The sequence below is a fragment of the Rhizobium sp. EC-SD404 genome (assembly GCF_902498825.1).
Classification (GTDB): domain Bacteria; phylum Pseudomonadota; class Alphaproteobacteria; order Rhizobiales; family Rhizobiaceae; genus Georhizobium.
Genome location: NZ_LR701459.1, coordinates 2,505,288 through 2,531,263 on the forward strand (window position 1 = coordinate 2,505,288; position 25,976 = coordinate 2,531,263).

Here is a 25,976-nt window from a genome sequence, read left to right on the forward strand (position 1 = left end):
CATCCGGCCTGCGCTTAATCGATGATCTGGAACACGACGAGGGCTGCGATGAAGAGCCCCGTCATGAACAGAAACGGCCGGCGGTCGAACCAGTCGCGTACCGTTGCGTCCGCGCCTGCCATGGAGCCGGAAACGCCGTCGGTTACGCGCTTGGCCGTCGATTCGCGGTGAAGCGTTTCGGCTTTCGCCCGCCCGCCAAGCTCGACACCGTCGACCGGTTCGGCAGTGCGCCCGGCAGCGGCTTGAGCGTCAGCCCGCTGCGCCGTCGACGTTTCGAGCGCGAGGGAAAGCCGCTCCAGTTGCGACTCGATCCGGTCCATGCGCTGTGCCAGCGCCTCTCTGCCATCGGCGGCATTCGGAGGCGTGACGGTTGCGGGCGACTGACCGGCAGTCTCGGAAAATTCGTTCGTCATGGTCTGATCCTTTCGTATCTCAACTGAAACGAGGGATTAGGTCAAACCGGCCAAACTGCCCTTGAATGGGCTCATTCAATTCCCATTCAAGGAACTGCAGAAGTCGAGCAACGCAGTTGACATGGCTTCGCCGCAAACGCACATGAGCCCACCATGAAAGCAGCAGAAACCGACATCCTCATCGTCCCTGGCTACACCAATTCCGGCCCGGACCACTGGCAGACCCGCTGGCAGACGAAGCTCTCCACCGCACGTCGTGTCGAACAGGAATCCTGGTCGAAGCCCGACCGAGCCGAATGGACTACGAGCATGGCGGAGGCCGTGAACGCCGCGACCCGCCCCGTCATCATCGTCGCCCATTCATTGGGCGTGGCAACAGCCGTCCAAGCCATCGCGGACTATCGGCGACCGGTCGCCGGCGCGTTTCTCGTCGCACCGCCCGACGTGGCGAACGAGGCAATCCGCCCCAAACACCTGATGACCTTCGGCCCCTACTCGCGCGACCCCCTGCCGTTCCCGTCGATCGTGGTGGCCAGCCGGAACGATCCGTTCTGCAGCTATGACGTCGCCGAGGATATCGCAGGCGCATGGGGATCGCTGCTCGTCGATGGCGGCGAGATCGGCCACATCAATGCCGAATCAGGCCACGGGCCCTGGCCCGAGGGGCTTCTGGTCTTTGCGAAATTCCTGCAAAAGCTGAGCCCGCCGGCCAACTAGAGCGTTTCAAGGTGAAGCGGGCACCGGTTCACCGTCTGGAAACGCGACAAAGCAAAAACTTAGAGTCATTGAGCTATTCGAAGAAAAGCGAAATTACTCTGACCGACAAGTTCGCCAGGATCGCCTTTTCTCAGCCGTTTCGTGCCTGGTCGAGCATCGTGCTCATGCCAAGCGAGAGATACGCCCCGTCGTGAATGACGGAGAGCAGATTGAAGCCCATCTTGACGTAGGATTGGGTGCGCGGCGCATCGAAGACGAAGACGCCTGCGTGCTTGCCGGCAGCCTTCGCCCGGCGCGCCACATCGGCGATCGCCTTGGTCATTTCTTCATGGTGCGGATCGACCGCTGCGCCGCTCGTCCATGAGATGGAGAAATCCGAAGGCCCGACGAATACCCCGTCGATCCCCGGGCAAGCGAGAATGTCGTCGAGCGCCGCAAGCGCCGCCCGCGTCTCGATCATGGCAAAGGCAACCGTCTTTTCGTTCGCCGAGCTGAGATAATCCTGGCCCTTCTGAATGCCGCGCATCGACAGCGCGCGTGCCGGCCCCCAGGAGCGCTGCCCGACCGGCGGATATTTGGCATGCGCGGCAAACCTCCGTGCGTCCTCCACCGAATTGATCATCGGCGCGATGATCGCCTCCGCGCCGAAATCGAGCGCCCGGCTGACCATGTCGTTGCGCCCGACCGGAATGCGCACGATCGCACCCTTGTCGGAGGCTGCGATCGCCAATAGCCCGTCGTGCACGCTTTCTTCGGTGTGCGCGCCATGCTGCATGTCGAGCGTCACCGCGTCGAAGTCGGCTCGGGCCAGAAGCTCCACCACCCCGGTCGAGGCCAGTGTCGACCACGCCGTCAGAATGGTTTCTCCGGCATTCAATTTATCTGCAAGCTTCACGATAGCCCTCCTCTAGGCGGAGACGTCAGTTGCTTTGAACCTGCTGGATGGCCTCGGCCATCAGCTCGATCATCTTGCTGCGCAGTAGCTCGTCGGAGACTTTCGCACCCGCCGCATCGAGATCGCCACGCACCTTGCGGAAGACATCCTCGTCGCCGGCTTCCTGGAAATCCGATTTGACGACGTCCTTTGCATACTCGGCAGCGTCATCGCCCGTCTTGCCGATCAGGTCGGCTGCCCAAAGTCCCAGCAGCTTGTTGCGCCGCGCTTCGGCTTTGAAGCGCAGGTCGGCGTCATGGGCGAATTTGTTTTCGAATCCCTTTTGGCGGTCGTCCATGCTGGCAGCCATGCGTCGTCTCCGTTTTCAGTTCGTCATTAAGTGCCAGTCCGGCACCGCTCGGGGCGGACTATGGTCGGATTCCATGTCGTTGAAAAGGCAGCCCACGACGAAGTCGCAGGCAGGCGGTGCCACGTCTGGGACGAAAAGGTCGGGCATGGCTGGAACGGAACAATTGTGTCCGCACGCCATATCGGATAAGCACTCGCACGACATAACGACCATCATCCGGGCAGGACCTGGCTGCGCTGACCGAGCCGCTTGAACCCCCTCGCCCGCCACTCAAGAGTAAAAGATCATCATGAACCGTCGCCGCCGCATCTACGAAGGCAAGGCCAAGATCCTTTATGAAGGACCGGAGCCTGGCACTCTGATCCAGTTCTTCAAGGACGACGCGACCGCGTTCAACAAGAAGAAACACGATGTCATCGACGGCAAGGGCGTCCTCAACAACAGGATTTCCGAGTACGTCTTCACGCATCTGAACCGGATCGGCATCCCGACGCACTTCATCAAGCGGCTCAATATGCGCGAGCAGCTGATCAAGGAAGTCGAGATCATTCCGCTGGAGATCGTGGTGCGCAACGTCGCGGCCGGTTCGCTGGCCAAGCGCCTCGGCATCGAGGAAGGCACCGTCCTGCCGCGCTCGATCATCGAGTTCTACTACAAGGCCGATGCGCTCGACGACCCGATGGTCTCCGAAGAGCACATCACCGCCTTCGGCTGGGCAAGCCCGCAGGAGATCGACGACATCATGGCGCTCGCCATCCGCGTCAACGATTTCCTCACCGGCCTCTTCCTCGGCGTCGGCATCCAGCTTGTCGATTTCAAGATCGAATGCGGCCGCCTGTTCGAAGGCGACATGATGCGCATCATCGTCGCCGACGAGATCTCGCCCGACAGCTGCCGTCTGTGGGATATCCAGACCAACGAGAAGATGGACAAGGACCGTTTCCGCCGTGATCTCGGCGGTCTCGTCGAAGCCTACCAGGAAGTCGCTCGCCGCCTCGGCATCATGAACGAAAACGAACCGGTCCGCGGCACTGGCCCCGTCCTGGTCAAGTAGCATCTGAGGAAAGACGAGTGATCAAGGCACGTGTAACCGTGACGCTGAAGAACGGCGTTCTCGACCCGCAGGGAAAAGCGATCGAGGGCGCTCTCGGCGCACTCGGCTTCTCCGGCGTCGGCCATGTCCGCCAGGGCAAGGTTTTCGACCTGGAATTGCAGACGGACGACCGCGCAAAAGCCGAAGCCGACCTCAGGGCCATGTGCGACAAGCTTCTGGCCAACACGGTGATCGAGGATTATTCTATCCACATCGCCTGATGGTTGTGCCCTATCCGGTATGTCAGAGCCGTGTCGGCGGCAGCCGTTTGGTGTTCTACAGCCAGTCGTGCTGTGTGGCGACAATGAGGTGCGCACCTATTCCGATAGAGTCGCCACGACCCAAGCGATCCTCAAAGACCAGATCGCCGAATTTACTTGAAGAGTAAAAGCCTATGTCCGATGCTGTGTCACAGGAAGAGATCGTGAGACCTGCGGTCGGATACCGCGCGATCATCGCTGGACACTCCCATGTCAACGCAATGGTTGGCTGGCGGCACGAACTGGCACCGACCCTGAGAATCGTCGATGCAACGAGCCACCTGGAAGCCTTGGATGGTCCTTGGCCGAGGCTCGAAGACTACTGGAGTGCGCTCGTTCAGCATGCCGGAAACGCGCGTATCGCCATCGTCTGGGGCGGTAATGAACATAATGCGCGCTACTTTTTTCGCGACGCATATGATTTCGATTTTTCATCGAAACACGTCACCAAGATTCTGAACAACATTCAGATCATCGCGCGAAGCACAATCCGGAAACGCTTTTATGAAGGTGGCTTGTCGGATCTTGCAGAACTGCTCGATCAATTGAACAGAGCGCGGCCGCAACGCGTGATCATCGTCGGAACACCACCGCCGAAAAAGGACAATGACCGGCTGCGCACGATGTTCGAAGCCGAGCCGCATTTTCTTGCCTATGCTGAAGCAAAAAAGATCGACCCGGCCGATATCCGCATCACCGAGCCACATATCCGTCTCAAGCTATGGTATCTGCTGCAGGACATATTGGCCGACGAAGCCAAAAGGATCGGCGGCCATTTCCTCCCGGTCCTCAAGGAAACACAGGACGAGGACGGCTATCTGCGGGATGAGTTCTGGGCAAGTGATGTTACCCACGCGAACCCTGCCTACGGCAAGCTGATGCTGGACTATGTCGTTAAGGAGTTGGAGAAGCCATGACCCGCAATCATCCTTACCAACAGCTTCCGCCAACGTCCTTTTGGTCACGATCAGTGGCAAGGAACTATGCGCCCGCCGATCTTTATCGCGGCAAAACCCCTCTCTTGAAGCCGGATGACCGTATCATCTCGGCGGGAAGCTGCTTTGCGGCAAACATCGTTCCGTTTCTCGAGCGCGCCGGCTTCCAGTATCTGCGCACCGAATCGATGGACACCGATGGCGACCGCTTCGGCTATAGCCGCTATTCGGCCTCTTACGGAAATATCTATACCAGCCGCCAATTGCTGCAGCTTCTTCAACGAGCAACCGGCGAATTTGCACCGAGGGAAGATCGGTGGATCGAAGATGATGGCGTCTACGACCCGTTCAGGCCTGGACTTCCAAACTGCGCCGAAGATGAAGACGAGTTCGAGATCCTAACGCGGGCTCATTTGGACAGGGTGCGGGAGACATTCAGCCAATCAAGCGTCCTACTCTTCACGCTCGGCCTCACGGAGGCCTGGGCATCGGAAGATGATGGCGCCGTTTTTCCTGCCTGCCCCGGCACGATTGCTGGGACTTTCAGCGCCGAGAGACATCGTTTCGCGAATTTCAATGCACACGAGGTCGCGACCGATCTCAAAGCCGCGATTGCCACTGCCCGACAGATCAATCCGGACCTTCGCGTGATCCTGACAGTGTCACCAGTTCCTCTGGTAGCGACTGCGACGGACAGCCACGTCTTCACGGCAACGACCTACTCGAAGTCGGTCTTGCGTGTTGCCGCGGATGACGTTGAATCGACGGTGCCAGGCGTAAGCTATTTCCCAGCCTACGAAATCGTTATGGGTCCGGAATCGAACCAGCATTTCGAAAACGACTTGCGGAACGTGAATGCGAAAGGCGTCGCTGCTGTCGTGGGGGCTCTTTTCGCCCACTGCGAGCTTCCCGAGGCATCAGAACGCCTGGAGGAAGTGTCCTGGCAAAAGCTGTTGTCAGAAGAACTGACGCGCCGGGAGTGCGAAGAGACGATGTCGGACAAGTGATCAGCCGCTTCCACCGCCAAGCGGAAGCGTTCGACCCGCGAGCGGTTCACACAGCCCTTCTAAGGCTGTGTATGGATACGTGTCGGCAGGCCTGACAGATCGTGGTAGCTCAGCACGCCCTCAGCGAAATTGTGACACACGAGCGCCTTGCGTGACCTGTTCGGATTGGCGCGCGCGGAGCCGCCGTGGATCAGATTGGCATGCCAGAAGAGCGTGTCGCCTTTCTTGGGCAGGAACTGCCTTCGTTCAAAACCATGCGTCGCGCATAGTTCGGCGATCGCTGGCTCATAGAGTTTGCTGTAAACCGCGTAGCCTTCTGTCCGAAACTGAGCAGGCTCAATGCCCGCTTCCCGGCTGAGCAGATACGGCAGGCGGTGGCTCTTCGGATAATATTCCAAAGGCCCGCTATCGTCCTCTATGTCTTCGAAAGCTGTCCAGCTCGCCACCATGAAACCCACTGGGTACGTGGTCATGTGGATCGAGTCGGAATGTGCTCGCTGGCCGCTGCCGGCGTGCCCCATGATTGTCTGGAATGGCACGGTCTTCCGCCCAAGAAGAAGGTCAGTCCAGCGCATCAGCTTCGGGTGATGCTGCAGGACTTTCAGTGCCGATACCTGCAAGGCCGGATCGAGCTTTCGGTCGTAAAGCTGTCCATCGGGGCTCACAACGTCGATTGGACCCAATTCGCCCGCAAGAAGTGCCCTCTCATAAGCTTCGAAGGCCGTATCCAGTTCTTCCGCAGCGAATAACTTCTCAACGATCAGATATCCGTTTTCGACCCAGTAGAGGCACGCCTCCGCTTCTTCTTCGGTGATCCGGTCGGCGGCTCTGCGGCGCTCGATCTCTTCGACGGCATCGGGCGCATCCAGCCAATTCATCGTGTTCGATTGGGGAAGTGCATCGCCCCGAAATTCCTTGAGCGTGCGGAAATCCAGATCCTTGGCCAGTTCCGGAACTGGCGTCGGATATTTCCAGTCACGCCGACGGGAGAAGAGATTCGACAAGCGTGCAAACATGAGGTGCCTTTCGACGTGACAGCAAAGGACGATGAAGCGGTCTTTTCAATGGCGCAGAATAGCGGCAAAGCCTGGAACAGTGTGATGCTGGAAATACACGATCGGTATGCAACCTGAAAGCGTTCTTTCATTTTGAACACACTGGCTAAAAGCCTTCGGCGGGCGCTGATCGAAGTGTGAACTTCAGTGCAATCGATGAATCGCTTCTTCGAACGGGCAGACCATGAAACCGGCCTCAAAGCGCCGTGCGCACATCCCACAGTTCCGGGAAAAACGAGCGATCGAGCGCTGTCTTGAGGTAGCCGACGCCGGATGAGCCGCCGGTGCCCGACTTGAAGCCGATGATGCGTTGAACGGTCTTCATATGGCGAAAGCGCCATTGCTGGAACTTGTCCTCTACGTCGACCAGCTTCTCCGCCAGTTCGTAGAGCTCGAAATGGCGCTCCGTGTTTCGATAGACCGTCAGCCAGGTTTCACGCAGCGCTTCGCTATAGGCGTGGTTGCGCGAAAAGTCGCGGGTGAGAAGTGCGTCCGGCACCGGCAGACCCTGTCGCGCCAGCAGCGCGATCGCCTCGTCGTAAAGGCTTGGCGCCTGAAAAGCCGCCTGCAGGCGGGCATAGTGCTCGGCGTGGTGGCGGTGCGGCACCAGCATCTTCTCGTCCTTGACGCCGAGCTTCATCTCCATCATCCGGTACTGGTGAGACTGGAAGCCGGAGGACTGTCCGAGTGCTGCGCGAAACGTCAGGTAGTCGGATGGCGTCATGGTCGAAAGCACGTCCCAGGCCGAAACCAGCTGCTCCTGAATGCGCGCCACGCGGGCGAGCGCTTTGAAGGCGACGCCCGGCCGGTCCTGCCGGATCGCGGCCATCGCGAAATCCAGTTCGTGCAGGATCAGCGATATCCACAATTCCTGCACGTGATGGATGACGATGAACAGCGGCTCGTCGGGCTCGCTGGTCAGCGGTTTTTGCGCCGAAAGCAGCGTATCGAGCTGCAGATAGTCGCCATAGGACATGCGATCGGTGAAATCGAGGTCGATGCCCGCTTCGACGCGGCTGTCCTGGTCGTTCGTCATGCCATGCTCCGAAATGCCGCATTCAGGCATATTCGCCACAAGAAACCGCCGCAATACCCTCGCCTTCACGGCTCCCATGTTCTAGAAGCGGTGCGAAGTCCTTCCACCGATCCGGACGCTCCCATGAAGTCAGCCGTCATCATCCTGCCGGGCCTCAACCGCGACCGCGACATGATCGCGGCGCTGACCAAGATATCGGGCACGCCGCCCGTCACGGTCTGGCAGACTGAAACCACCATTCCCGCCGATGTCGATCTGATCGTCATTCCAGGCGGCTTCTCCTATGGCGATTACCTGCGCTGTGGAGCGATCGCCGCGCGCATGCCCGTCATGCAGGCCATTCGCGATGCGGCAGCCCGCGGCACGCGCGTCATCGGCGTGTGCAACGGGTTCCAGATCCTGCTGGAAGCGGGCCTTCTGCCTGGCGCTCTGATGCGCAACGCCTCGCTCAAATTCGTCTGCCGCGAAGTGAAGCTCGAGGTCGTGAACACGAAGACGGCGTTCACCAGCCTTTACACCAAGGGCCAGATCATCCGTTGCCCGGTCGCCCATCACGACGGCAACTTCTTTGCCGACCCGGACACTTTGGCGCGCATCGAGGGTCAAGGCCAGGTTGTCTTCCGTTATGCCGAAGGCACCAACCCGAACGGCTCGCTGAACGACATCGCCGGCCTCATCAACGAACAGGGCAACGTTCTGGGATTGATGCCGCACCCGGAAAATCTGATCGAGGCCGCCCATGGCGGCGCCGATGGTCGCCCGCTTTTCGAAGCCGCCCTGGGTGCCGTCGCGGCATGATGTCCGCCTCGCGCCTCGCCCTGATCGCAGCGCTCGCCCTGCTCGCCGGCTGCCAGTCGGAACCTTCCGCCGAGGTGCCGGCGCAAGCCGCTGCGTCGGAGAAAAGCGCTGCGCTGCGCAACATGGAGCAGGTGGCGATCGCCGCGCACCGATGCTGGTTCGCCAGCAGCGATCCGGTCTTTGCCGGCTACAGCTTTGCCAACGAACTGAACTCGTTCTCCGGCCAGCCCCGCTTCCTCTTGGTTCCCAGCGGCGATTTCGGCGGAAGGCCACTTCTGGTCGTACAAGCCTCCGGCGCCGCTGGAACCGTGACGAGTTTCGGCCCGCTGCTGGATGGCACTGCCGGTCCCCGCATCCGTGGCGACATCGCGCGCTTCACCAGCGGCGACGCCTCCTGCGGGACATCCGCCTGATCGCCGCCCCGATCACCTCGCTTAACCGACGCCGACAGATCCGAGATGCCCATGCTGCCTGAAAAGATCGCCATCACCCCGGAATTGATCGAAGCCCACGGGCTCAAGCCGGACGAGTATCAGCGCATTCTCGACCTGATAGGGCGCGAGCCGACCTTCACAGAGCTGGGCATCTTCTCGGCCATGTGGAACGAGCACTGTTCCTACAAATCCTCCAAGCGCTGGCTGCGAACGCTTCCGACCACGGGCCCGCAGGTCATACAGGGTCCGGGCGAAAACGCCGGCGTCGTCGACATCGGCGATGGCGACTGCGTGGTCTTCAAGATGGAGAGCCACAACCACCCCTCCTACATCGAACCCTACCAGGGCGCAGCAACGGGCGTCGGCGGCATCCTGCGTGACGTCTTCACCATGGGCGCGCGGCCGATCGCGGCGATGAACGCGCTGCGCTTCGGCGCACCGGATCATCCGAAGACCCGCCACCTCGTCTCCGGCGTCGTCGCCGGCGTCGGCGGCTACGGCAATTCCTTCGGCGTGCCGACCGTCGGCGGCGAAGTCGAATTCGATGCCCGCTACAACGGCAACTGCCTCGTCAACGCCTTTGCCGCCGGCCTCGCAAAGACCGATGCGATCTTCTATTCCAAGGCCGAAGGCGTCGGCCTGCCCGTCGTCTATCTCGGTGCCAAGACAGGCCGCGACGGCGTCGGCGGCGCCACCATGGCCTCTGCCGAATTCGACGAGAAGATCGAGGAGAAGCGCCCGACCGTGCAGGTCGGCGATCCCTTTACCGAGAAGTGCCTGCTCGAAGCCTGCATGGAATTGATGGCATCGGGTGCCGTCATCGCCATCCAGGACATGGGCGCGGCGGGCCTCACCTGCTCGGCCGTCGAGATGGGCGCCAAGGGCGACCTCGGCATCGAACTCGATCTCGACAAGGTTCCCGTGCGCGAAGAGGCGATGAGCGCCTATGAGATGATGCTCTCGGAAAGCCAGGAGCGCATGCTCATGGTGCTGCGACCGGAAAAGGAAGCGGAAGCCGAGGCGATCTTCACCAAATGGGGTCTGGATTTCGCCATCGTCGGCAAAACGACGGACGATCTGCGGTTCCGCATCCTGCACCAGGGCGTCGAAGTCGCGAACCTGCCGATCAAGGAGCTGGGCGACGAGGCGCCGGAATATGATCGCCCGTGGCGCGAACCCGGCGTCTATTCGCCGCTGCCGGCAAGCCAGATCGAAGAGCCAGCCGATTACGGCCAGGCGATCCTCGATCTCGTCGGTTCGCCCAACAATGCTTCGCGCCGCTGGGTCTACGAGCAATATGACACGCTGATCCAGGGCAATTCGCTGCAGCTTCCCGGTGGCGATGCCGGCGTGGTCCGCGTCGAGGGTCATGCGACCAAGGCGCTCGCCTTTTCGTCAGACGTGACGCCGCGCTATTGCGAGGCGGATGCCTTCGAAGGCGGCAAGCAGGCCGTGGCGGAATGCTGGCGCAATCTCACCGCTGTCGGCGCCGAGCCGCTTGCTGCCACCGACAACCTCAATTTCGGCAATCCCGAGCGCCCGGAAATCATGGGCCAGCTCGTCAAGGCCATCGAGGGCATCGGCGAAGCCTGCCGCGTGCTCGGCTTCCCGATCGTCTCGGGCAACGTCTCACTCTACAACGAGACCAATGGCGAGGCGATCCTGCCCACGCCCACGATCGCCGGCGTCGGCATCCTGCCCGATTGGCAGCAGATGGCTCGCATTGGTGGAGCGAAAGCAGGTGACGCGGTGATCCTGCTTGGCGGCGATGGCACCCATCTCGGCCAGTCGGTCTATCTGCGCGACGTCCTAGGCCAGGCCGATGGTCCGCCGCCGCCGGTCGATCTGTCGCTCGAAAAGCGCAACGGCGATTTCGTGCGCTCGGCGATCCGCAATGGCCAGGTGACCAGCTGCCACGACATTTCGAGCGGCGGCCTGGCAATGACGCTGGCGGAAATGGCGTTGGCGTCGGGCCACGGCATGGATTTGTCGCTGGAAAGTGCGGCGCAATCTTCCGGCCAGCCGCTTCATGCGCTGCTGTTCGGTGAGGATCAGGCCCGCTACGTCGTGACCATTGCGTCCGATCTCGCCAATTTCGTCTGCATGAATGCCGAAGGCGCCGGCATCCCGTTCCGCCGCCTGGGCACGGTCGCCGGCAATGCGCTGAAAGTGGATGACCGCTTCGCCATTCCGCTTGCGCAATTGCGCGACGCCCATGAAACGTGGTTCCCTCACTATATGGAGAACCAGATGGCGGCCGCAGTGGCCTGACCCGCGACCTATCCTGGCTGACGTCCAACAAGGAGACCCTCACCCATGCCGATGAGTGCCGGTGACATCGAAAAAATGATCAAGGAAGGCATTCCGGACGCGCGCGTGACGATTCGCGATCTCGCCGGCGACGGCGATCACTATGCCGCTGAGGTCGTCTCGGAGAGCTTTCGCGGCAAGAACCGCGTGCAGCAGCATCAGATGGTCTACAATGCCCTGAAGGGCAATATGGGCGGCGTCCTTCACGCGCTCGCGCTGCAGACAAGCGCCCCGGACTGACGGGGTGTCCGCCCGGCTGTGCCGACCGGCCGCCTGAGCGCAAACTCGACAAGCCCCGCCCGATCTCCTATCTAGAAACAACCGACACCAATCCGTTGCCGGCACCTCGACCGGCAGACGAAGGACATTCTCATGAGCGCGATCAACGATTTCATCGACAATGAAGTGAAGAACAACGACGTCGTCCTCTTCATGAAGGGCACGCCCCAGTTCCCGCAATGCGGTTTCTCAGGCCAGGTCGTGCAGATTCTCGACTATGTCGGCGTCGACTACAAAGGCATCAATGTGCTGGCCGATGCCGATCTGCGCCAGGGCATCAAGGATTACTCCAACTGGCCGACGATCCCGCAGCTCTACGTGAAGGGCGAATTCGTCGGCGGCTGCGACATCATCCGCGAAATGTTCCAGAACCAGGAATTGCAGTCGCACCTCGCCGATCTGGGCATCGCGGTTCGCAGCAACGCCTGAGCCTGCCTCAGACCTGAAAACATGCCGAGAGCCGCGCCCGTCGCGGCTCTCCCATCACCAGGATTGAACCTTCCATCGCGATCGTTCATCCATTCCCGGAACATTTCCGGTTGCGTTGACGCCGATCCCGGCTAGTCTCTTCGCGCTCGCAGCATTTTTCTGCACCTTTTGCCCGTCCGTGCCGCTTTGCGTACGCCTCGGGCCTTCTGCCAGTCGGCATCCGAGGGTTCCATGGACGACCAACCGCTTCGATCGGCAGCCGATGCCGCATCGCAAGATGCCGTCGCTTCGACACCGGCTCCCGCTGGACCACCGCCGCCCCTGTCGCGGATGGAATTCATCGCGATGGTCGCATCGCTAATGGCGCTCAATGCGCTGTCGATCGACATCATGCTGCCGAGCCTCCAGCAGATCGGCGAATCGCTTGGCGTCGCCGATGCCAATCAGCGCCAGCTCGTGCTCTCCGCCTATGTTGTCGGTTTCGGCGGCGCTCAGCTCTTCTTCGGGCCGATTGCCGACCGGTTCGGGCGCCGCAAGCCGCTTATGATCGGCATCGTCATCTACGCCATCTGCGCGGGTCTCGCGGCCCTTTCGACGAGCTTCGGAATGCTGCTCCTGTTGCGCATGGCCCAGGGTATCGGCGCCGCAGCCACCCGTGTGATCGCCGTGACGCTGGTCCGAGACGTCTTCGGCGGCCGTCAGATGGCCGAGATCATGTCGATCGTCATGATGGTGTTCATGGTCGTGCCGGTGTTGGCGCCGGGCTTCGGCCAATTGATCATGCTCTTCGGCGAGTGGCACCTGATCTTCGTCTTCATCGCGCTCGTCGCGCTTGCAGTCCTCGCCTGGGTCGCCATCCGGCTGCCCGAAACGCTGAAGCCGGCCGATCGCCGCGAATTGCGCTTCGGCAAGCTCGTCGAAGCGTTCCGCATCGTGCTCTCCAACCGCATGTCGGTCTGCTATGCCTTCGCAACGGCGGCGGTCTTCGGCGCGATGTTCGGTTTCCTCAATTCCGCGCAGCAGATCTTCGTCGAAATCTACGGGCTTGGCGTGTGGTTCCCGGCCGTCTTCGCGCTTGTCGCGGCCTTCATGGCGCTGTCCTCCTTCATCAACTCCCGCCTCGTCGGTCGCTTCGGCATGCGTACCTTGTCCCATGGCGCGCTCGTCGGCTTCATCGCGGTCTGCTTCGTCTGGCTGCTCGCCTCGCTCGTCGGCACCTTGCCGCTCTGGCTCTTCCTCGTCTTCTTCATCGCGGCCATGTTCCAGTTCGGCTGGATCGGCGCGAACTTCAACGCGCTCGCCATGGAGCCGCTCGGCCACGTGGCCGGCACCGCGTCCTCGGTTCTCGGTTTTCTCCAGACCGCAGGCGGCGGCCTCATCGGCGCGCTCATCGGCCAGCTCTATAACGGCACCGCGCTGCCGCTGGTCGCCGGCTTCTGTGCGGTGTCCTTCATTGCATTCATCCTCGTGCTGGTCGCCGAACGCGGCCGCCTTTTCTCAAGATTATGATCCGGATCGTCCCATGAACGAGAATTCCCCCATCGGCCGCACGGCCGCGAGCCCGGCCCCCGCTCCGCTCAACGGATCGGACCGGGCCGGCGTCGGCTTTTACGAATTCATCGGGCTCGCCGCCGCCCTCACCTCCATCATCGCGCTGTCGATCGACATCATGCTGCCGGCACTTCCCGCGATCGGCGAGGCGCTGGGCGTCGCCGATGAAAACGATCGCCAGGCGGTCATTACCGTCTTCGCGCTCGGCTTCGGTCTCGCACAGATCCTCTTCGGCCCGCTGTCGGATCGCTTCGGCCGCAGGCCCGTCCTGCTGCCCGGCATCGCGGTCTACGCGGCTGCCTCGCTCGCCGTCCTCTTTGTCGATGATTTCAACACGCTGCTGGTGCTCCGCCTTATTCAAGGCATCGGGGCCGCGTCGGTGCGCATCATCGTCACGGCCATCGTGCGCGACTGCTATGGCGGCCGCGACATGGCGCGCGTCATGTCCTACGTCTTCACGGTCTTCATGATCGTGCCGATCCTGGCACCCGCGGTCGGACAGGCGATCCTGCTCGTTGCCGAGTGGCAGGCGATCTTCGCCTTCCTCGGCGCGGCCGCCTTCCTCTTTGCCGGGTGGACGAGCTTCCGCCTCAAGGAGACGCTTCCGGTCACCGAGCGCATCGAGCTGTCGTTCTCAGGCCTCGTCTATGCCTTCGGCGAGGTGTTCCGCTCGCGTCTCGCCGTCGGCTACACGCTCGGCTCGCTGCTGCTCTTCGGCGCGCTCTTCTCGTTCATCGTCTCGATCCAGCAGGTCTATGATTCGATCTACGGCATGGGCGAATGGTTCGCCCTCGGCTTCGCGCTCAGCGCCGTCGGCATGGCGATCACGTCGATCCTCAACGGCCGCTACGTCCAGCGCTTCGGCATGCGGCTCATCTCGCACGGCGCCCTGATCGCCATGATGAGCTTCGGCGCGATCCTGCTCGTGCTCAGCCTGTTCGGCACGCCGAACTTCTACGTGGCGAACATCCTGCTCGCTTGCTGCATGTTGTCCTTCGGGTTGGTGGCGAACAATTTCAATTCCATCGCCATGGAGCCGCTCGGCCACATCGCCGGCACCGCGTCCTCGGTCATCGGCGTCATCTCGTTCACCGGCGGCGCTGTGCTGGGCGGCATGATCGGTCAGGCGTTCAACGGCACGCTCATCCCGCTCTCGCTAGCCTTTGCCGGCTTCGGCGGCATCGCACTGGTGATCGTGCTCATCACCGAGCGTGGAAAGCTCTTCGTCAGGCCGGTGGATTGATCGCGCCGAAATCGAAGAGCTTCGGGTCGAGCAGATGCGAAGGCCGGGCATTGGCCAGCGCCTTCAGCATCGTGTCCTTGCGGCCCGGCATGCGCCGCTCGATGTCGCTCAGCATCGCCTTCATCGCGTTGCGCTGAAGCCCGTCCTGCGATCCGCAGAGGTCGCAGGGAATGATCGGGAATTCCATGGCGCTGGCGAATTTCGCCAGCTCGTCCTCGGCGCAATAGGCGAGCGGGCGCAACACCAGAAGGTCGCCCTCGTCGTTCAGGAGCTTGGGCGGCATCGCGGCCAGCTTGCCGCCATGGAAGAGGTTGAGGAAGAACGTCTCGAGGATGTCGTCACGGTGATGCCCGAGCACCAGCGCCTCGCACCCCTCCTCACGCGCGATCCGGTAGAGGTTGCCGCGCCTCAGGCGAGAGCAGAGCGCGCAATAGGTGGCGCCTTCCGGCACCTTTTCCTTCACCACCGAATAGGTGTCCCGGTATTCGATCCGGTGCGCGATGCCGTTCCGGGTGAGAAACTCCGGCAGCACATGCTTGGGAAAGTTCGGCTGCCCCTGGTCGAGATTGCACGCAAGCAGTTCGACAGGCAAAAGCCCGCGCCACTGCAGCTCGCTCAAGACGGCGAGCAGCGCATAGGAATCCTTGCCGCCCGAAAGTGCGATCAGCCAGCGCGGACGGGTCGCCCCCGTTTCCGGGCGCAGCATCTGAAAATCCTCGATCGCCTGGCGCGCCTGCCGCAACAGCCGCTTGCGCAGCTTGTTGAACGTCACCGAGGAAGGCGCATTCGCCATGATCGGCGGATAGTCGCCGGCAATGGACTCGACCGCACTCACCGCTTGGCGCCGCGTTCGGCGGTCTGGCTACGGCGCGGAAAGAAGGCAAAGACGGCACACATCAGAAACAGCGGTATGCCGAGTTCGATCACTTCCTCGATGCCTGTGGAAACGAGCGCGGAGTTCGCGCCCATCTCGATCCCAGCCGTTTCGAGCTTGCGCGGCAAGCCATCGAGCGTCTTCGACGCGACGATCGAGAGCCCGGCAGCCATCACCGCGATTGCAGTCGGGTTGAGCGCGCGAACACCCGCCACGAACTGTCGCCAGTGGCGCAAGCCCATCACCACGCCCGCACCGATGACCGTTGCGATGGCCGCGATCGCCGCGATCTTTTCGATCAGCGGCACGTCGGCCGAAACATAGAAACTGGTTTTTGTGATGCTCATCGTCGTCATCATGTTGTGGAAGTCGAGTTCGCGCATGCATAGCGCCAACAGGATCACGACGAAATAGAAATGCGCTTTGACGAAGCGTTTGCTTCCTTCGCGCATGAGACAGATGGCGGCGACGAGGTAGCCCGCCGCCGAAAGGGTTTCAACGACGCCGCCCTCGCCCGTCAGCGATGTGATGAAGCCGGCCGAGCCGATGAGCACGGCAGCAACCAATGCGGCGATGGCGAGCGTTGTGGCAATCAGATGCCGGAATGCGATCTCGTTCGAACCGGAGATCAGTGAAGCGTTTGGCAATGCGCCCACAATCTTCCCCGATCGTTCAAAGCCGCGGGCTTCGACGACCGTCTTAGAAGTGTCATTTTGCCGACCGCCCCTGACGAATCGACGTCGAGCGTCGACATTAGCACGGCGTGCGCCTTTGGCGCCTTAGCCAAAGACATACTCTTGAAAAGCAAAAAGGCCGCGTGCAAGCACGCGGCCTTTTGAAGAAACGTAAGCGGAACGCTTAGCGCGAATAGAACTCGACGACGAGGTTCGGTTCCATCTGCACGGCGTAAGGAACGTCGGCGAGAACCGGAACGCGTACCAGAGTCGCGACCATCTTGTTGTGATCGGCTTCGATGTAGTCCGGAACGTCACGCTCGGCGAGTTGCGTCGCTTCGAGAACGATGACGAGCTGCTTGGACTTCTCGCGTACTTCGATCACGTCGCCCGGCTTGCAGCGGTAGGACGGGATGTTGGTGCGAACGCCGTTGACCGAAACGTGGCCGTGGTTGACGAACTGGCGTGCCGCGAAAACCGTCGGCACGAACTTCGCGCGGTAGACGATGGCGTCGAGACGCGATTCCAGAAGACCGATCAGGTTCTCCGGGGTATCGCCCTTGCGGCGGTTGGCCTCTTCGTAAATCTTGCGGAACTGCTTCTCGCGGATGTCGCCGTAGTAGCCCTTGAGCTTCTGCTTGGCGCGCAACTGGACGCCGAAATCCGAAAGCTTGCCCTTGCGGCGCTGGCCGTGCTGGCCGGGGCCGTATTCGCGGCGGTTCACCGGGGACTTCGGACGACCCCAGATGTTTTCGCCCATGCGGCGATCGATCTTGTACTTGGACGATTCGCGCTTGCTCATCGCATTTCCTTTCAAAACAAAACGATGACGTCGCATCTTCATGCAACGCCAGAAGGAAACGCGCCCTCCTCTGCCATCGGGCAAAGCCCTTCGGCTGACAGGACCGACACCTCGAAAGGCGTGATCCACGGGACACGTCAAATGAAACGCCCGACGTGGCCGCCGGGCGTTGTGGGGGTGATTATGGGAAGAGACCGCGTTTGTCAACGCGGCCGAGGCATCACTTCACGCGAGCGATGATCCAGATGGCATGCACGATGCCCGGAATGTAGCCAAGCAGCGTCAGGATGATGTTGATCCAGAAATGCTTGCCGAGACCGACCTGCATGAACACGCCGAGCGGCGGCAGGATGATGGCGATGATGATGCGGATCAGGTCCATAAGAAACTCCTTATTCATTTTTCCGATAACGGCACCGGACGCCCCAGGTTCCGGATCAGACGGAAAAATTGTGCGCTGCAAAATCATCGGGAACGCGCAGACCGAAGCCATGCATCAGCCGCCTTATCGCCGGATCGGGCTTCGCCGAGGTGAAAAGAGCAATATCCGGGCTGGCCTCCTCGCGTGATTCGTCCTCGAATGCGCGTGCCCCATCCGCGCTTGTGCGGTCCCCGTTCAGCACGCTCACGGCCCGCCGCGCGATCGCCTCCGACGGATCGAGCCAGTCGACCGGCCAGGGCGCGGTCTTGCGCATGCGGTTGACGAGGAACGGATAGTGCGTGCAGGCAAGCACCACGATGTCGGTGCGCTTTCCGTCGCGCTCCACGAAGCACGGCGCGATCTCCGCGCGCACCGCCTCCTCGTCCACGAAACCCTCGCGCATGTAGGTTTCGGCAAGCCCGGCCAGTTCCGTGCTGCCGACGAGGCGCACATGGCATTTCGTCGCCCAGTCGCTGATCAGGTCGCGCGTATATTGCCGCTTCACGGTCCCCGGCGTCGCCAGTACGGATACGAGGCCTGACCGGGTACGCTCCGCCGCAGGCTTGATGGCCGGCACCGTGCCCACGAAAGCGAGGTCCGGATAAGCCGCCCGCAGATCTCCGAGCGCCAGCGTCGAAGCCGTGTTGCAGGCGATCACCGCGATCGACGGCCGGTGCGCCGCGATCAGCCGTTCAAACAGCGCCACCATACGCGTCCGCAGGGCATCCTCTTCCCATGCCCCATAGGGAAACGCCGCATCGTCCGCCACATAGACAAGCCGTCGGCCGGGCAGCAGCACCCGCAATTCGCGCAGCACGGTCAGCCCGCCGATGCCCGAATCGAAAACGAGGACAGGCCCGCCATCACTCATGCTGGCCTCACCCATGGTCCGGGCTTTCATCAGGCCGATCGGCAGGCTGCGACACGAGATCGTCCGGCGCGCCGCTGCCACGCGGGCGCTTGCGCGAATAGCGGTCGAGCGAATTGATCACCCCGCGCAGCACATGGATCTCCTGCGAAAAGAGGCCCCGGCGCGCCAGAAGCGTGCGCAGATTGTCGACCATCTTCGGCTTCTTGTCCTCGGGCCTGAAATAGCCGCGCGCATCCAGCGCCTCTTCCAGATGATCGAACAGGCCGAAGGTCTCTTCCTTTGTCGCCGGCGTCATGTCGTTGTGGGTGAACGCGGTCTCCGTGACGTCCGAAAGGCCCGAATTCATCCATTCATAGGACATGAGCAACACGGCTTGCGCGATGTTCAGCGAAGCGAAAGCGGGATTGACCGGAAACGTGACGATCTCGTCGGCCAGCGCCACCTCGTGGTTCTTGAGGCCCCAGCGCTCGCGTCCGAACAGGATGCCGGTCGCCTGTCCTTCGCGAAACTTCGACCGGAGCGTGGCCCCGGCTTCGACCGGTCCTCGTACCGGCTTGAAGCCGTCGCGCTCGCGCGCCGTCGTCGCATAGACGAAATTGAGGTCGGTGATCGCTTCCGCGAGCGTGTCGAACACCTGCGTCGCATCGATCACGTGGTCGGCCTTGGACGCTGCCTGGCGCGCCTTCTCGCTCGGCCAACCGTCGCGCGGATTGACGAGCCTCAGGTCCGACAGGCCGAAATTCGCCATGGCGCGCGCCACCATGCCGATGTTCTCGCCAAGCTGCGGCTCCACCAGCACGATCGCCGGGCCTTCCGCGATCAGCGCGCGCTTTCTATCGGTTCCGGCCATTTGGGCTCCCTCGCGGCATTCAGCGCTGCGCCCAAGAGCCACAGCGTTTGTCCGCTGCGCTCATACACCGTGTGCTGCGTGCCGGCCAAGCCTTGGCGCTCAAAGGCTTCGCTTCTCCTTTGCCATCGGCAATCGCGATGCTATAGGACGCGCCAGTTGTTCTGGATGCGGCGGCATGCCGTCCGTCCATGGCTTTTTTGGAGAGAGAGAGGCTTTTCCTGCATGAGTAAGATCAAGGTCGCAAACCCGGTCGTTGAACTCGACGGCGACGAGATGACCCGCATCATCTGGCAGTTCATCAAGGACAAGCTGATCCATCCATATCTGGACATCGATCTGGAATATTACGATCTCAGCATGGAAAACCGCGACGCCACCGACGACCAGGTGACGATCGACGCGGCCCACGCGATCAAGAAGCACGGCGTCGGCGTCAAGTGCGCCACGATCACGGCCGATGAAGGCCGCGTCGAAGAGTTCGGCCTGAAGAAGATGTGGCGCTCGCCCAACGGCACGATCCGCAACATCCTCGGCGGCGTCATTTTCCGCGAGCCGATCATCTGCAAGAACGTCCCGCGCCTCGTTCCGGGCTGGACCAAGCCGGTCATCGTCGGCCGCCACGCTTATGGCGACCAGTACCGCGCGACCGACTTCAAGTTCCCCGGCAAGGGCAAGCTCTACATGAAGTTCGTCGGCGAAGACGGCAAGGAGCAGGAATACGAGATCTTCGACGCGCCGAGCGCAGGCATCGCCATGGGCATGTACAACCTCGACGATTCGATCCGCGATTTCGCCCGCGCTTCGCTGAACTACGGCCTGCAGCGCAAGGTGCCGGTCTACCTGTCGACCAAGAACACCATCCTCAAGGTCTATGACGGCCGCTTCAAGGACATCTTCCAGGAAGTCTACGAGGCCGAGTTCGAGGCGAAGTTCAAGGAAGCAAAGATCTGGTACGAACACCGCCTGATCGACGACATGGTCGCTGCCAACCTGAAGTGGTCGGGCGGTTATGTGTGGGCCTGCAAGAACTATGACGGCGACGTCCAGTCGGACACGGTCGCGCAGGGCTTCGGCTCGCTCGGCCTGATGACCTCGGTTCTGCTCACCCCGGATGGCAACACGGTCGAAGCCGAAGCCGCACACGGCACGGTCACGCGCCACTACCGCCAGCACCAGAAGGGCGAGGAGACCTCCACCAACTCCATCGCCTCCATCTTCGCCTGGACCCGTGGTCTCGCGCACCGCGCCAAGCTCGACGACAATGCCGATCTCGCCCGCTTTGCCGACACGCTGGAAAAGGTCTGCATCGAGACCGTCGAAAGCGGCCACATGACCAAGGACCTCGCACTCCTGATCGGTCCCGATCAGCCTTGGCTCTCCACGACCGGCTTCCTCGACAAGATCGACGAGAACCTCCAGAAGGCCATGGCCGCCTGAGGCTTCGTCTTCTTGGGTTAAGTCTTCCAAACCCCGCGGTTCGCGCCGCGGGGTTTTTCTTTGGTGGGCATCCAATCCCGCTCAATATTTGGAACGAAGAGAGCGCGGCGCCTTTATTGCGACATACACGGGCCCGCGCGAGCGCTCGACAGTCAACAGGGGGAACGCCACCGCATGACCGACCACTCCACCGATCCGCTGAACGACCCGTCCCGGCTGCGCACCATTCTCGGCAATGTGGTAGAACGTGTGCGCGAGGCCGCGCCCTCCATGCACGAAAAGGCCGTCGAGACGGCCCGTGAGAGGGACAAGGCGCCGCCCCGCAAGGGCGATTTCGACAAGTTCGGCATCGCCGTCTTCACCCGCCATGGAGAGCTTGTCTCGGCCGGCAATGCAGGCACCGGTTTTCCCATCCAGTCCATCTCCAAGGTCTTTGCGTTGGAAGTGGCTCTGGAGGCGCTGGGCGAGAAGCTATGGAAGCGGATCGGCCGAGAACCCTCCGGCGATCCTTTCAATTCCATCATCGATCTGGAGCGCGACAAGGGTAAGCCGCGCAATCCCTTCATCAATGCCGGCGCGCTGGTCGTTTGCGACGCCCTCGTCGGCATCGGCGGCAAGTCGGGCCCGAACCGTCACGTGGTCGATTTCATCAAAGGCATGATCGACGACGAATCGCTGTCGCTCGACCCGGACGTGATGGCGAGCGACCGCACAGGCGGCGATCTGAACCGCTCGCTCATGTACATGGCCAAGCACCATGAAAACCTCGATCACGAGGTGGCGGACGTGATGGACGCCTATGTCCACCAATGCGCGATCACGCTCGATTGCCGCGGCCTGGCGAAAGCCGGTCGATTCCTGATGCATGATGATCCGGACGACGGCGACGACAGCATCCAGCAAGCACGCCGCGCCCGTCGCATTCTCGCAATCATGATGCTGTGCGGCCAATATGATGGCTCCGGCGATTTCGCGTTTCGCGTCGGCCTGCCGGCCAAGTCCGGCGTCGGCGGCGGCATTCTCGCAATTGCCCCTCATCGCGCGTCGATCGCGGTCTGGTCGCCCGCCCTCGACCCCATGGGCAACAGCTGGCTCGGCACGCTCGGCCTGGAGCTTCTGATCGAGCGCACCGATTGGTCCATCTTCGGCGCCGTCCGCAGTTCCGACTAACGGTCGGAACGATTGTCATTAAAGCCTGTTAAATCAAAGTCAGCAGCGTTGGGGACCTAAATCATGCCGAGATGGAAGATCTCGATTGCGGTTGCGGCCGTGGTCGTCCTTCTCCTGTTCATACTGGTGCCGAGCGTCGCGCTGGTTCTCTTTTCTGGTCTTCTCATGGCCGCCTTCCTGAATGGCGGCGGCGGGCTCGTGGAACGCGTCACCAACGTTCCGCGAACCTGGTCGATCGGCATTTTTACGCTCTTGCTGCTGCTCGCCATCGTGGGGGTCTTCACGGTGGCGGCCACATCGATCGCCGCTCAGTTCAACGAGCTCGCCAGCCAGATCCCAGGCGCAATCGAAAATCTGCGCGGTCGGCTCGAAGAATATGAATGGGCGAGCAGCGCACTCGACCGCGCCAATCCGGCCGGGCTGATCTCGGGTGAAGGGGGCCGCGCGGCATCGAGCGCCGTGACATCGACCTTCGGTGCGCTCGGGAACTTCGTCATCATCGTCTTCATCGGCATCTATGTGGCCATCGCGCCACGGCTCTATCGCGACGGCGTCCTGCAACTCTTCGCGCCTTCGCTGCGGCCCCGCGCCTCCCACCTACTGGGAAAGAGCGCCTCGACGCTGAAGAACTGGCTTGCCGCACAACTGATTTCCATGACCGTGGTTGGTGTTCTCACCGGTATCGGGCTTCTGCTGATCGGCATGCCGCTCGCCTTCATTCTCGGCATCATCGCCGGTCTGCTCGCCTTCATCCCCAACATCGGTCCGGTCTTGGCAGTCGCGCCCGCGCTGTTGCTCGCCTTCGGCGAAGGCCCGTCCATGCTGCTCTGGGTCGCAGCCGTCTATCTCGCGGTACAGACGCTGGAAAGTTACGTGATCACGCCGCTCGTGCAGCAGGAGCGCGTTGATCTGGCACCCGCGCTGGTCATCGCCGCGCAGTTGCTGTTCGGTGTGCTTTTCGGCCTTCTCGGCCTGGCGCTCGCCATGCCGCTGGTCGCCGTCGGGCGCATGCTCACCAAGGAGCTCTACGTTCACGATTTCCTGGAGCGCGAAGCACCGCGCGAGACGCAGTTGCAATCGGCGGAAGACGAGCGGCGCAACTAGGCTGTTGCGGGGCAATCTCGCCCCCAACAGACCGACCTCGATATCGAATGACAGTCATTCTTGACCGACGGGAGAACTCAGCCGGTCAAGGCAGCTGAGCTGGCCGTCAGGCCGCCAGCGCTTCTGCAACGGCCTCGATGGCCGCTTCCGCGCGCGTGCCGTCAGGTCCGCCCGCCTGCGCCATGTCAGGCCGGCCGCCACCGCCCTGACCGCCAAGCGATGCAGAAGCGACGCGTACGAGATCGACGGCACTGCGCGTGCCGGTCAGATCGTCGGTCACAGCCACGACGACGCTCGCCTTTCCGTCATCGCTGACGCCGACGAAACAGACGACGCCCGAGCCGAGCGCCTTCTTGCCGTCATCCGCCAGGCCCTTCAGTGCCTTCGGCTCGACACCCGTGACCACGCGGCCGAGATATTTGACGCCGGCGATGTCGCGCGCCTCGCCACCGCTCGAACCGCCGCCCGGACCGGCCAGCGCCAGCTTGCGCTTGGCGTCCGCTAATTCGCGCTCGAGCCGCCTGCGCTCGTCCATCAGCGCTTCGACCCGCTCGACGACATCTGCCGGCTGAACCTTGAGGCTCGCCGCGATACGACGCACGCGCTCGTCCTGCTCGGCGAGATAGGCCCGTGCCGCCTCGCCGGTCAGCGCCTCGAGCCGCCGCACGCCGGCACTCACGCCCGCCTCACCCACAACCCGTACAAGGCCGATGTCGCCGGTTGCAGTCACATGGGTGCCGCCGCACAGCTCCACCGAATACGGCTTGCCGGCCTTGGCGCCCTCGATGCCGGTGCCCATCGACACGACACGCACCTCGTCACCGTATTTCTCACCGAAAAGCGCCATCGCGCCTTCCGCGATGGCATCCTCGACGCCCATCAGCCGCGTCGAGACAGGCGCGTTCTGCACGATGATGGCGTTCGCCATCTCTTCCACGCGCGCGATCTCCTCGACGCTCATGGGCTTCGGATGCGAAATGTCGAAGCGCAGCCGTTCCGGCGCCACGAGCGAGCCCTTCTGCGCGACGTGGGTACCCAGCACTTCGCGCAGCGCTTCGTGCAGCAGGTGTGTCGCCGAGTGGTTCTGCCGGAGCCGCGAGCGGCGCTTGTGGTCGACCGTCAGGACGATGTCCTGGCCACGCGAAACGCTGCCTTCGCGAACCGTCCCGATATGAACGAACAGGCCCTCGCCCTTCTTCTGCGTGTCAGTCACGTCGATGGTGAAACCTTCACCCGCGATCTTTCCCGTGTCGCCCATCTGGCCGCCGGACTCGCCGTAGAACGGCGTCTGGTTCGCCACGAGTTCGACGCTCTCGCCAGCGGATGCCGTTTCGATTTCCTGGCCGTCGCGCACAAGGGCAGCCACGATCCCTTCGGCCTGCTCGGTGTCGTAACCGAGAAAATCGGTGGCGCCGAAACGGTCACGCAGTTCGAACCAGACGCGTTCCGTCGCCGCATCGCCCGACCCGGACCACGCCGCGCGGGCTTCCGCCTTCTGGCGCGCCATCGCCGCGGTGAAGCCGTCGGTATCGACGCCGACGCCACGCAGCCGAAGCGCATCTTCCGTCAAATCCAGCGGGAAGCCGTAGGTGTCGTAAAGCTTGAACGCCGTCTCGCCATCCAGCCGGTCGCCCGAATTCAGCTCTGACGTCGCATCGTCCAGCAGCGTCAGGCCGCGGTCGAGCGTGCGGCGGAAGCGCGTTTCTTCGAGCTTCAGCGTCTCGGAAATCAGACCCTCCGCCCGTGCCAGTTCCGGATAGGCCCGGCCCATCTCGGAGACAAGCGTCGGCAGAAGCTTGTACATCAACGGATCTTGCGCGCCGAGAAGCCGCGCATGGCGCATTGCGCGGCGCATGATCCGGCGCAGCACGTAGCCGCGGCCTTCGTTCGACGGCAGCACGCCATCGGCGATCAGGAATGCGGACGAGCGCAGGTGATCGGCGATGACGCGATGGCTGGCGCGCTTGTCGCCCTCCGCCTTCACGCCCGTCGCCTCGACAGAAGCGGCGATCAGCGCACGGAAAAGATCGATGTCGTAATTGTCGTGCTTGCCCTGCAGCAGCGCGGCGACGCGCTCCAAGCCCATGCCCGTGTCGATCGAAGGCCGGGGCAATTCGATACGCTCGCCGCCGGCGAGCTGCTCGAACTGCATGAAGACGAGATTCCAGATCTCGATGAAGCGGTCGCCATCCTCGTTCGGCGATCCCGGTGGCCCGCCGGGGATGTGATCGCCATGATCGTAGAAGATTTCCGAGCACGGCCCGCAGGGACCGGTATCGCCCATCGCCCAGAAGTTGTCGCTCGTCGCAATGCGGATGATGCGGCTGTCCGGCAGGCCGGCGATCTTCTTCCACAGCGCGAAAGCGTCGTCATCCGTGTGGTAGACCGTCACCAGGAGCCGGTTCGCATCAATCCCGAAATCCTTGGTGATCAGGTTCCAGGCAAGCGTGATCGCCTGCTCCTTGAAATAGTCGCCGAAGGAAAAATTGCCGAGCATCTCGAAGAAGGTGTGATGGCGCGCCGTATAGCCGACATTGTCGAGGTCGTTGTGCTTGCCGCCGGCGCGCACGCATTTCTGCGCAGACGCTGCCGTCGAATACGGCCGCTGTTCCAGACCCGTGAAGACGTTCTTGAACTGGACCATCCCGGCATTGGTGAACATCAACGTCGGGTCGTTGCGCGGCACAAGCGGAGACGAGCTGACGACCTCGTGGCCATTGGCCTTGAAGAAGTCCAGAAATGCGCTGCGGATGTCGTTTACGCCGCTCATGAAACGCCCTTTTTCTTCTGTTCGACCAGCCCCCGATAGGGCCGCCAGCCTTTGTGTGTCCGGCTTTTATCGTTCGTCACAAACCCTGTCCAGCATCGCAAACGCCGCGCTTTGCGACTGCCTGAAACGAAGACGGCGGACCCGGATGGGGCCCGCCGCAATCGATCGATGCGAAACTGTTGAGGGAATGGCGGCCTCG

General features: G+C 62.2%; 27 protein-coding genes. 15 read left to right on the forward strand and 12 right to left on the reverse strand.

Going from position 1 to position 25,976, the window contains the following annotated elements; all coding sequences use genetic code 11:
* Positions 1 to 14 precede the first annotated feature (14 nt).
* Complete coding sequence (locus tag GC125_RS12820) at positions 15 to 413, reverse strand: hypothetical protein (protein WP_151986002.1); 399 nt, start codon at positions 411 to 413, stop codon at positions 15 to 17.
* Positions 414 to 566: 153 nt separating this feature from the next.
* Between GC125_RS12820 and GC125_RS12825 the strand changes: the two genes are divergently transcribed.
* Positions 567 to 1,130 carry an RBBP9/YdeN family alpha/beta hydrolase gene (locus GC125_RS12825; RefSeq protein ID WP_151986003.1) on the forward strand — a complete coding sequence of 188 codons (564 nt, stop codon included), beginning with the start codon at positions 567 to 569 and terminating at the stop codon, positions 1,128 to 1,130.
* A gap of 130 nt (positions 1,131 to 1,260) precedes the next feature.
* Here GC125_RS12825 and GC125_RS12830 read toward each other — a convergent pair whose 3' ends face one another.
* Together GC125_RS12830 and GC125_RS12835 are read right to left on the reverse strand one after the other, a co-directional pair.
* Positions 1,261 to 2,025: an HpcH/HpaI aldolase family protein gene (locus GC125_RS12830; RefSeq protein WP_151986004.1), complete on the reverse strand. Its 765-nt coding sequence runs from the start codon at positions 2,023 to 2,025 to the stop codon at positions 1,261 to 1,263.
* 25 nt (positions 2,026 to 2,050) lie between these two features.
* On the reverse strand, positions 2,051 to 2,374 hold the full coding sequence (locus GC125_RS12835; RefSeq protein ID WP_151986005.1) for a DUF1476 domain-containing protein: 324 nt from the start codon (positions 2,372 to 2,374) through the stop codon (positions 2,051 to 2,053).
* A gap of 289 nt (positions 2,375 to 2,663) precedes the next feature.
* Here GC125_RS12835 and purC point away from each other — a divergent pair, with 289 nt between their 5' ends.
* From purC to GC125_RS12855, 4 genes are all read left to right on the forward strand, one after another.
* The gene (purC, locus tag GC125_RS12840) at positions 2,664 to 3,428 is read left to right on the forward strand and encodes a phosphoribosylaminoimidazolesuccinocarboxamide synthase (RefSeq protein WP_126010082.1); all 765 of its coding nucleotides are present in this window, start codon (positions 2,664 to 2,666) and stop codon (positions 3,426 to 3,428) included.
* Between the two features lie 17 nt (positions 3,429 to 3,445).
* Positions 3,446 to 3,688, forward strand: coding sequence for a phosphoribosylformylglycinamidine synthase subunit PurS (purS, locus tag GC125_RS12845; protein WP_151986006.1), 243 nt, complete (start codon positions 3,446 to 3,448; stop codon positions 3,686 to 3,688).
* 173 nt (positions 3,689 to 3,861) lie between these two features.
* A complete protein-coding gene (locus tag GC125_RS12850; RefSeq protein ID WP_151986007.1) occupies positions 3,862 to 4,644 on the forward strand; it encodes a hypothetical protein in 783 nt (260 codons plus the stop codon).
* Positions 4,645 to 4,697: 53 nt separating this feature from the next.
* On the forward strand, positions 4,698 to 5,669 hold the full coding sequence (locus GC125_RS12855; protein ID WP_199864566.1) for a GSCFA domain-containing protein: 972 nt from the start codon (positions 4,698 to 4,700) through the stop codon (positions 5,667 to 5,669).
* A gap of 59 nt (positions 5,670 to 5,728) precedes the next feature.
* Here GC125_RS12855 and GC125_RS12860 read toward each other — a convergent pair whose 3' ends face one another.
* A complete protein-coding gene (locus GC125_RS12860) occupies positions 5,729 to 6,685 on the reverse strand; it encodes a phytanoyl-CoA dioxygenase family protein (protein ID WP_151986009.1) in 957 nt (318 codons plus the stop codon).
* A 235-nt stretch (positions 6,686 to 6,920) separates the two neighbouring features.
* Complete coding sequence (gene kynA / locus GC125_RS12865) at positions 6,921 to 7,760, reverse strand: tryptophan 2,3-dioxygenase (protein WP_151986010.1); 840 nt, start codon at positions 7,758 to 7,760, stop codon at positions 6,921 to 6,923.
* Between the two features lie 123 nt (positions 7,761 to 7,883).
* Here kynA and purQ point away from each other — a divergent pair, with 123 nt between their 5' ends.
* From purQ to GC125_RS12900, 7 genes are all read left to right on the forward strand, one after another.
* Positions 7,884 to 8,558, forward strand: a complete 675-nt coding sequence (purQ, locus tag GC125_RS12870) for a phosphoribosylformylglycinamidine synthase subunit PurQ (protein WP_151986011.1) — start codon at positions 7,884 to 7,886, stop codon at positions 8,556 to 8,558.
* Positions 8,555 to 8,971, forward strand: coding sequence for a hypothetical protein (locus GC125_RS12875; protein WP_151986012.1), 417 nt, complete (start codon positions 8,555 to 8,557; stop codon positions 8,969 to 8,971). Before purQ ends, GC125_RS12875 begins: the two co-directional genes overlap by 4 nt.
* Positions 8,972 to 9,022: 51 nt before the next feature.
* Positions 9,023 to 11,263 (forward strand): phosphoribosylformylglycinamidine synthase subunit PurL, encoded by a 2,241-nt coding sequence (purL, locus tag GC125_RS12880; RefSeq protein ID WP_151987872.1) that lies wholly within the window; start codon positions 9,023 to 9,025, stop codon positions 11,261 to 11,263.
* A gap of 45 nt (positions 11,264 to 11,308) precedes the next feature.
* Positions 11,309 to 11,542: a BolA/IbaG family iron-sulfur metabolism protein gene (locus GC125_RS12885; protein ID WP_126010077.1), complete on the forward strand. Its 234-nt coding sequence runs from the start codon at positions 11,309 to 11,311 to the stop codon at positions 11,540 to 11,542.
* Positions 11,543 to 11,674: 132 nt separating this feature from the next.
* On the forward strand, positions 11,675 to 12,010 hold the full coding sequence (grxD, locus tag GC125_RS12890; protein ID WP_151986013.1) for a Grx4 family monothiol glutaredoxin: 336 nt from the start codon (positions 11,675 to 11,677) through the stop codon (positions 12,008 to 12,010).
* Between the two features lie 321 nt (positions 12,011 to 12,331).
* Positions 12,332 to 13,519, forward strand: a complete 1,188-nt coding sequence (locus tag GC125_RS12895) for a multidrug effflux MFS transporter (RefSeq protein ID WP_151987874.1) — start codon at positions 12,332 to 12,334, stop codon at positions 13,517 to 13,519.
* Between the two features lie 13 nt (positions 13,520 to 13,532).
* Positions 13,533 to 14,804 carry a multidrug effflux MFS transporter gene (locus GC125_RS12900; RefSeq protein ID WP_151986014.1) on the forward strand — a complete coding sequence of 424 codons (1,272 nt, stop codon included), beginning with the start codon at positions 13,533 to 13,535 and terminating at the stop codon, positions 14,802 to 14,804.
* On the opposite strand, the gene ttcA is transcribed toward GC125_RS12900, so the two are convergent.
* The 6 genes from ttcA to GC125_RS12930 form a co-directional block, all read right to left on the reverse strand.
* Positions 14,788 to 15,597: a tRNA 2-thiocytidine(32) synthetase TtcA gene (gene ttcA, locus GC125_RS12905; RefSeq protein WP_151987876.1), complete on the reverse strand. Its 810-nt coding sequence runs from the start codon at positions 15,595 to 15,597 to the stop codon at positions 14,788 to 14,790. The genes GC125_RS12900 and ttcA overlap by 17 nt on opposite strands.
* Before the next feature lie 38 nt (positions 15,598 to 15,635).
* A complete protein-coding gene (locus GC125_RS12910; protein ID WP_151986015.1) occupies positions 15,636 to 16,325 on the reverse strand; it encodes a hypothetical protein in 690 nt (229 codons plus the stop codon).
* 211 nt (positions 16,326 to 16,536) lie between these two features.
* Positions 16,537 to 17,154, reverse strand: a complete 618-nt coding sequence (rpsD, locus tag GC125_RS12915) for a 30S ribosomal protein S4 (protein ID WP_151986016.1) — start codon at positions 17,152 to 17,154, stop codon at positions 16,537 to 16,539.
* 220 nt (positions 17,155 to 17,374) lie between these two features.
* Positions 17,375 to 17,536 (reverse strand): YqaE/Pmp3 family membrane protein, encoded by a 162-nt coding sequence (locus GC125_RS12920; protein WP_151986017.1) that lies wholly within the window; start codon positions 17,534 to 17,536, stop codon positions 17,375 to 17,377.
* A gap of 55 nt (positions 17,537 to 17,591) precedes the next feature.
* Entirely contained in the window at positions 17,592 to 18,461 is an 870-nt protein-coding gene (murI, locus tag GC125_RS12925) for a glutamate racemase (protein WP_502706059.1), read from the reverse strand.
* Complete coding sequence (locus tag GC125_RS12930) at positions 18,454 to 19,296, reverse strand: RNA methyltransferase (protein ID WP_151986018.1); 843 nt, start codon at positions 19,294 to 19,296, stop codon at positions 18,454 to 18,456. Before GC125_RS12930 ends, murI begins: the two co-directional genes overlap by 8 nt.
* 222 nt (positions 19,297 to 19,518) lie before the next feature.
* On the opposite strand from GC125_RS12930, the gene GC125_RS12935 reads away from it, so the two are divergent.
* The 3 genes from GC125_RS12935 to GC125_RS12945 all read left to right on the forward strand — a co-directional run bounded on the left by GC125_RS12935 (position 19,519) and on the right by GC125_RS12945 (position 23,007).
* Complete coding sequence (locus GC125_RS12935; protein WP_151986019.1) at positions 19,519 to 20,733, forward strand: NADP-dependent isocitrate dehydrogenase; 1,215 nt, start codon at positions 19,519 to 19,521, stop codon at positions 20,731 to 20,733.
* Between the two features lie 174 nt (positions 20,734 to 20,907).
* Positions 20,908 to 21,903: a glutaminase A gene (glsA, locus tag GC125_RS12940; protein WP_151986020.1), complete on the forward strand. Its 996-nt coding sequence runs from the start codon at positions 20,908 to 20,910 to the stop codon at positions 21,901 to 21,903.
* Between the two features lie 63 nt (positions 21,904 to 21,966).
* On the forward strand, positions 21,967 to 23,007 hold the full coding sequence (locus tag GC125_RS12945) for an AI-2E family transporter (RefSeq protein ID WP_151986021.1): 1,041 nt from the start codon (positions 21,967 to 21,969) through the stop codon (positions 23,005 to 23,007).
* 106 nt (positions 23,008 to 23,113) lie between these two features.
* Here GC125_RS12945 and alaS read toward each other — a convergent pair whose 3' ends face one another.
* Positions 23,114 to 25,777, reverse strand: coding sequence for an alanine--tRNA ligase (gene alaS, locus GC125_RS12950; protein WP_151986022.1), 2,664 nt, complete (start codon positions 25,775 to 25,777; stop codon positions 23,114 to 23,116).
* Positions 25,778 to 25,976: the final 199 nt, after the last annotated feature.

Bases quoted from the DNA above. Each gene is read 5' to 3' on its own strand.
- GC125_RS12945 (WP_151986021.1), top strand. From the start codon at position 21,967: ATGCCGAGATGGAAGATCTCGATTGCGGTTGCGGCCGTGGTCGTCCTT.
- GC125_RS12835 (WP_151986005.1), bottom strand. From the start codon at position 2,374: ATGGCTGCCAGCATGGACGACCGCCAAAAGGGATTCGAAAACAAATTC.
- purQ (WP_151986011.1), top strand. From the start codon at position 7,884: ATGAAGTCAGCCGTCATCATCCTGCCGGGCCTCAACCGCGACCGCGAC.
- murI (WP_502706059.1), bottom strand. From the start codon at position 18,461: ATGGGTGAGGCCAGCATGAGTGATGGCGGGCCTGTCCTCGTTTTCGAT.
- rpsD (WP_151986016.1), bottom strand. From the start codon at position 17,154: ATGAGCAAGCGCGAATCGTCCAAGTACAAGATCGATCGCCGCATGGGC.
- GC125_RS12900 (WP_151986014.1), top strand. From the start codon at position 13,533: ATGAACGAGAATTCCCCCATCGGCCGCACGGCCGCGAGCCCGGCCCCC.
- GC125_RS12935 (WP_151986019.1), top strand. From the start codon at position 19,519: ATGAGTAAGATCAAGGTCGCAAACCCGGTCGTTGAACTCGACGGCGAC.
- GC125_RS12920 (WP_151986017.1), bottom strand. From the start codon at position 17,536: ATGGACCTGATCCGCATCATCATCGCCATCATCCTGCCGCCGCTCGGC.
- GC125_RS12930 (WP_151986018.1), bottom strand. From the start codon at position 19,296: ATGGCCGGAACCGATAGAAAGCGCGCGCTGATCGCGGAAGGCCCGGCG.
- grxD (WP_151986013.1), top strand. From the start codon at position 11,675: ATGAGCGCGATCAACGATTTCATCGACAATGAAGTGAAGAACAACGAC.
- ttcA (WP_151987876.1), bottom strand. From the start codon at position 15,597: ATGGCGAATGCGCCTTCCTCGGTGACGTTCAACAAGCTGCGCAAGCGG.
- kynA (WP_151986010.1), bottom strand. From the start codon at position 7,760: ATGACGAACGACCAGGACAGCCGCGTCGAAGCGGGCATCGACCTCGAT.
- GC125_RS12825 (WP_151986003.1), top strand. From the start codon at position 567: ATGAAAGCAGCAGAAACCGACATCCTCATCGTCCCTGGCTACACCAAT.
- GC125_RS12885 (WP_126010077.1), top strand. From the start codon at position 11,309: ATGCCGATGAGTGCCGGTGACATCGAAAAAATGATCAAGGAAGGCATT.
- GC125_RS12820 (WP_151986002.1), bottom strand. From the start codon at position 413: ATGACGAACGAATTTTCCGAGACTGCCGGTCAGTCGCCCGCAACCGTC.
- GC125_RS12860 (WP_151986009.1), bottom strand. From the start codon at position 6,685: ATGTTTGCACGCTTGTCGAATCTCTTCTCCCGTCGGCGTGACTGGAAA.
- purC (WP_126010082.1), top strand. From the start codon at position 2,664: ATGAACCGTCGCCGCCGCATCTACGAAGGCAAGGCCAAGATCCTTTAT.
- GC125_RS12850 (WP_151986007.1), top strand. From the start codon at position 3,862: ATGTCCGATGCTGTGTCACAGGAAGAGATCGTGAGACCTGCGGTCGGA.
- glsA (WP_151986020.1), top strand. From the start codon at position 20,908: ATGACCGACCACTCCACCGATCCGCTGAACGACCCGTCCCGGCTGCGC.
- alaS (WP_151986022.1), bottom strand. From the start codon at position 25,777: ATGAGCGGCGTAAACGACATCCGCAGCGCATTTCTGGACTTCTTCAAG.
- purL (WP_151987872.1), top strand. From the start codon at position 9,023: ATGCTGCCTGAAAAGATCGCCATCACCCCGGAATTGATCGAAGCCCAC.
- GC125_RS12875 (WP_151986012.1), top strand. From the start codon at position 8,555: ATGATGTCCGCCTCGCGCCTCGCCCTGATCGCAGCGCTCGCCCTGCTC.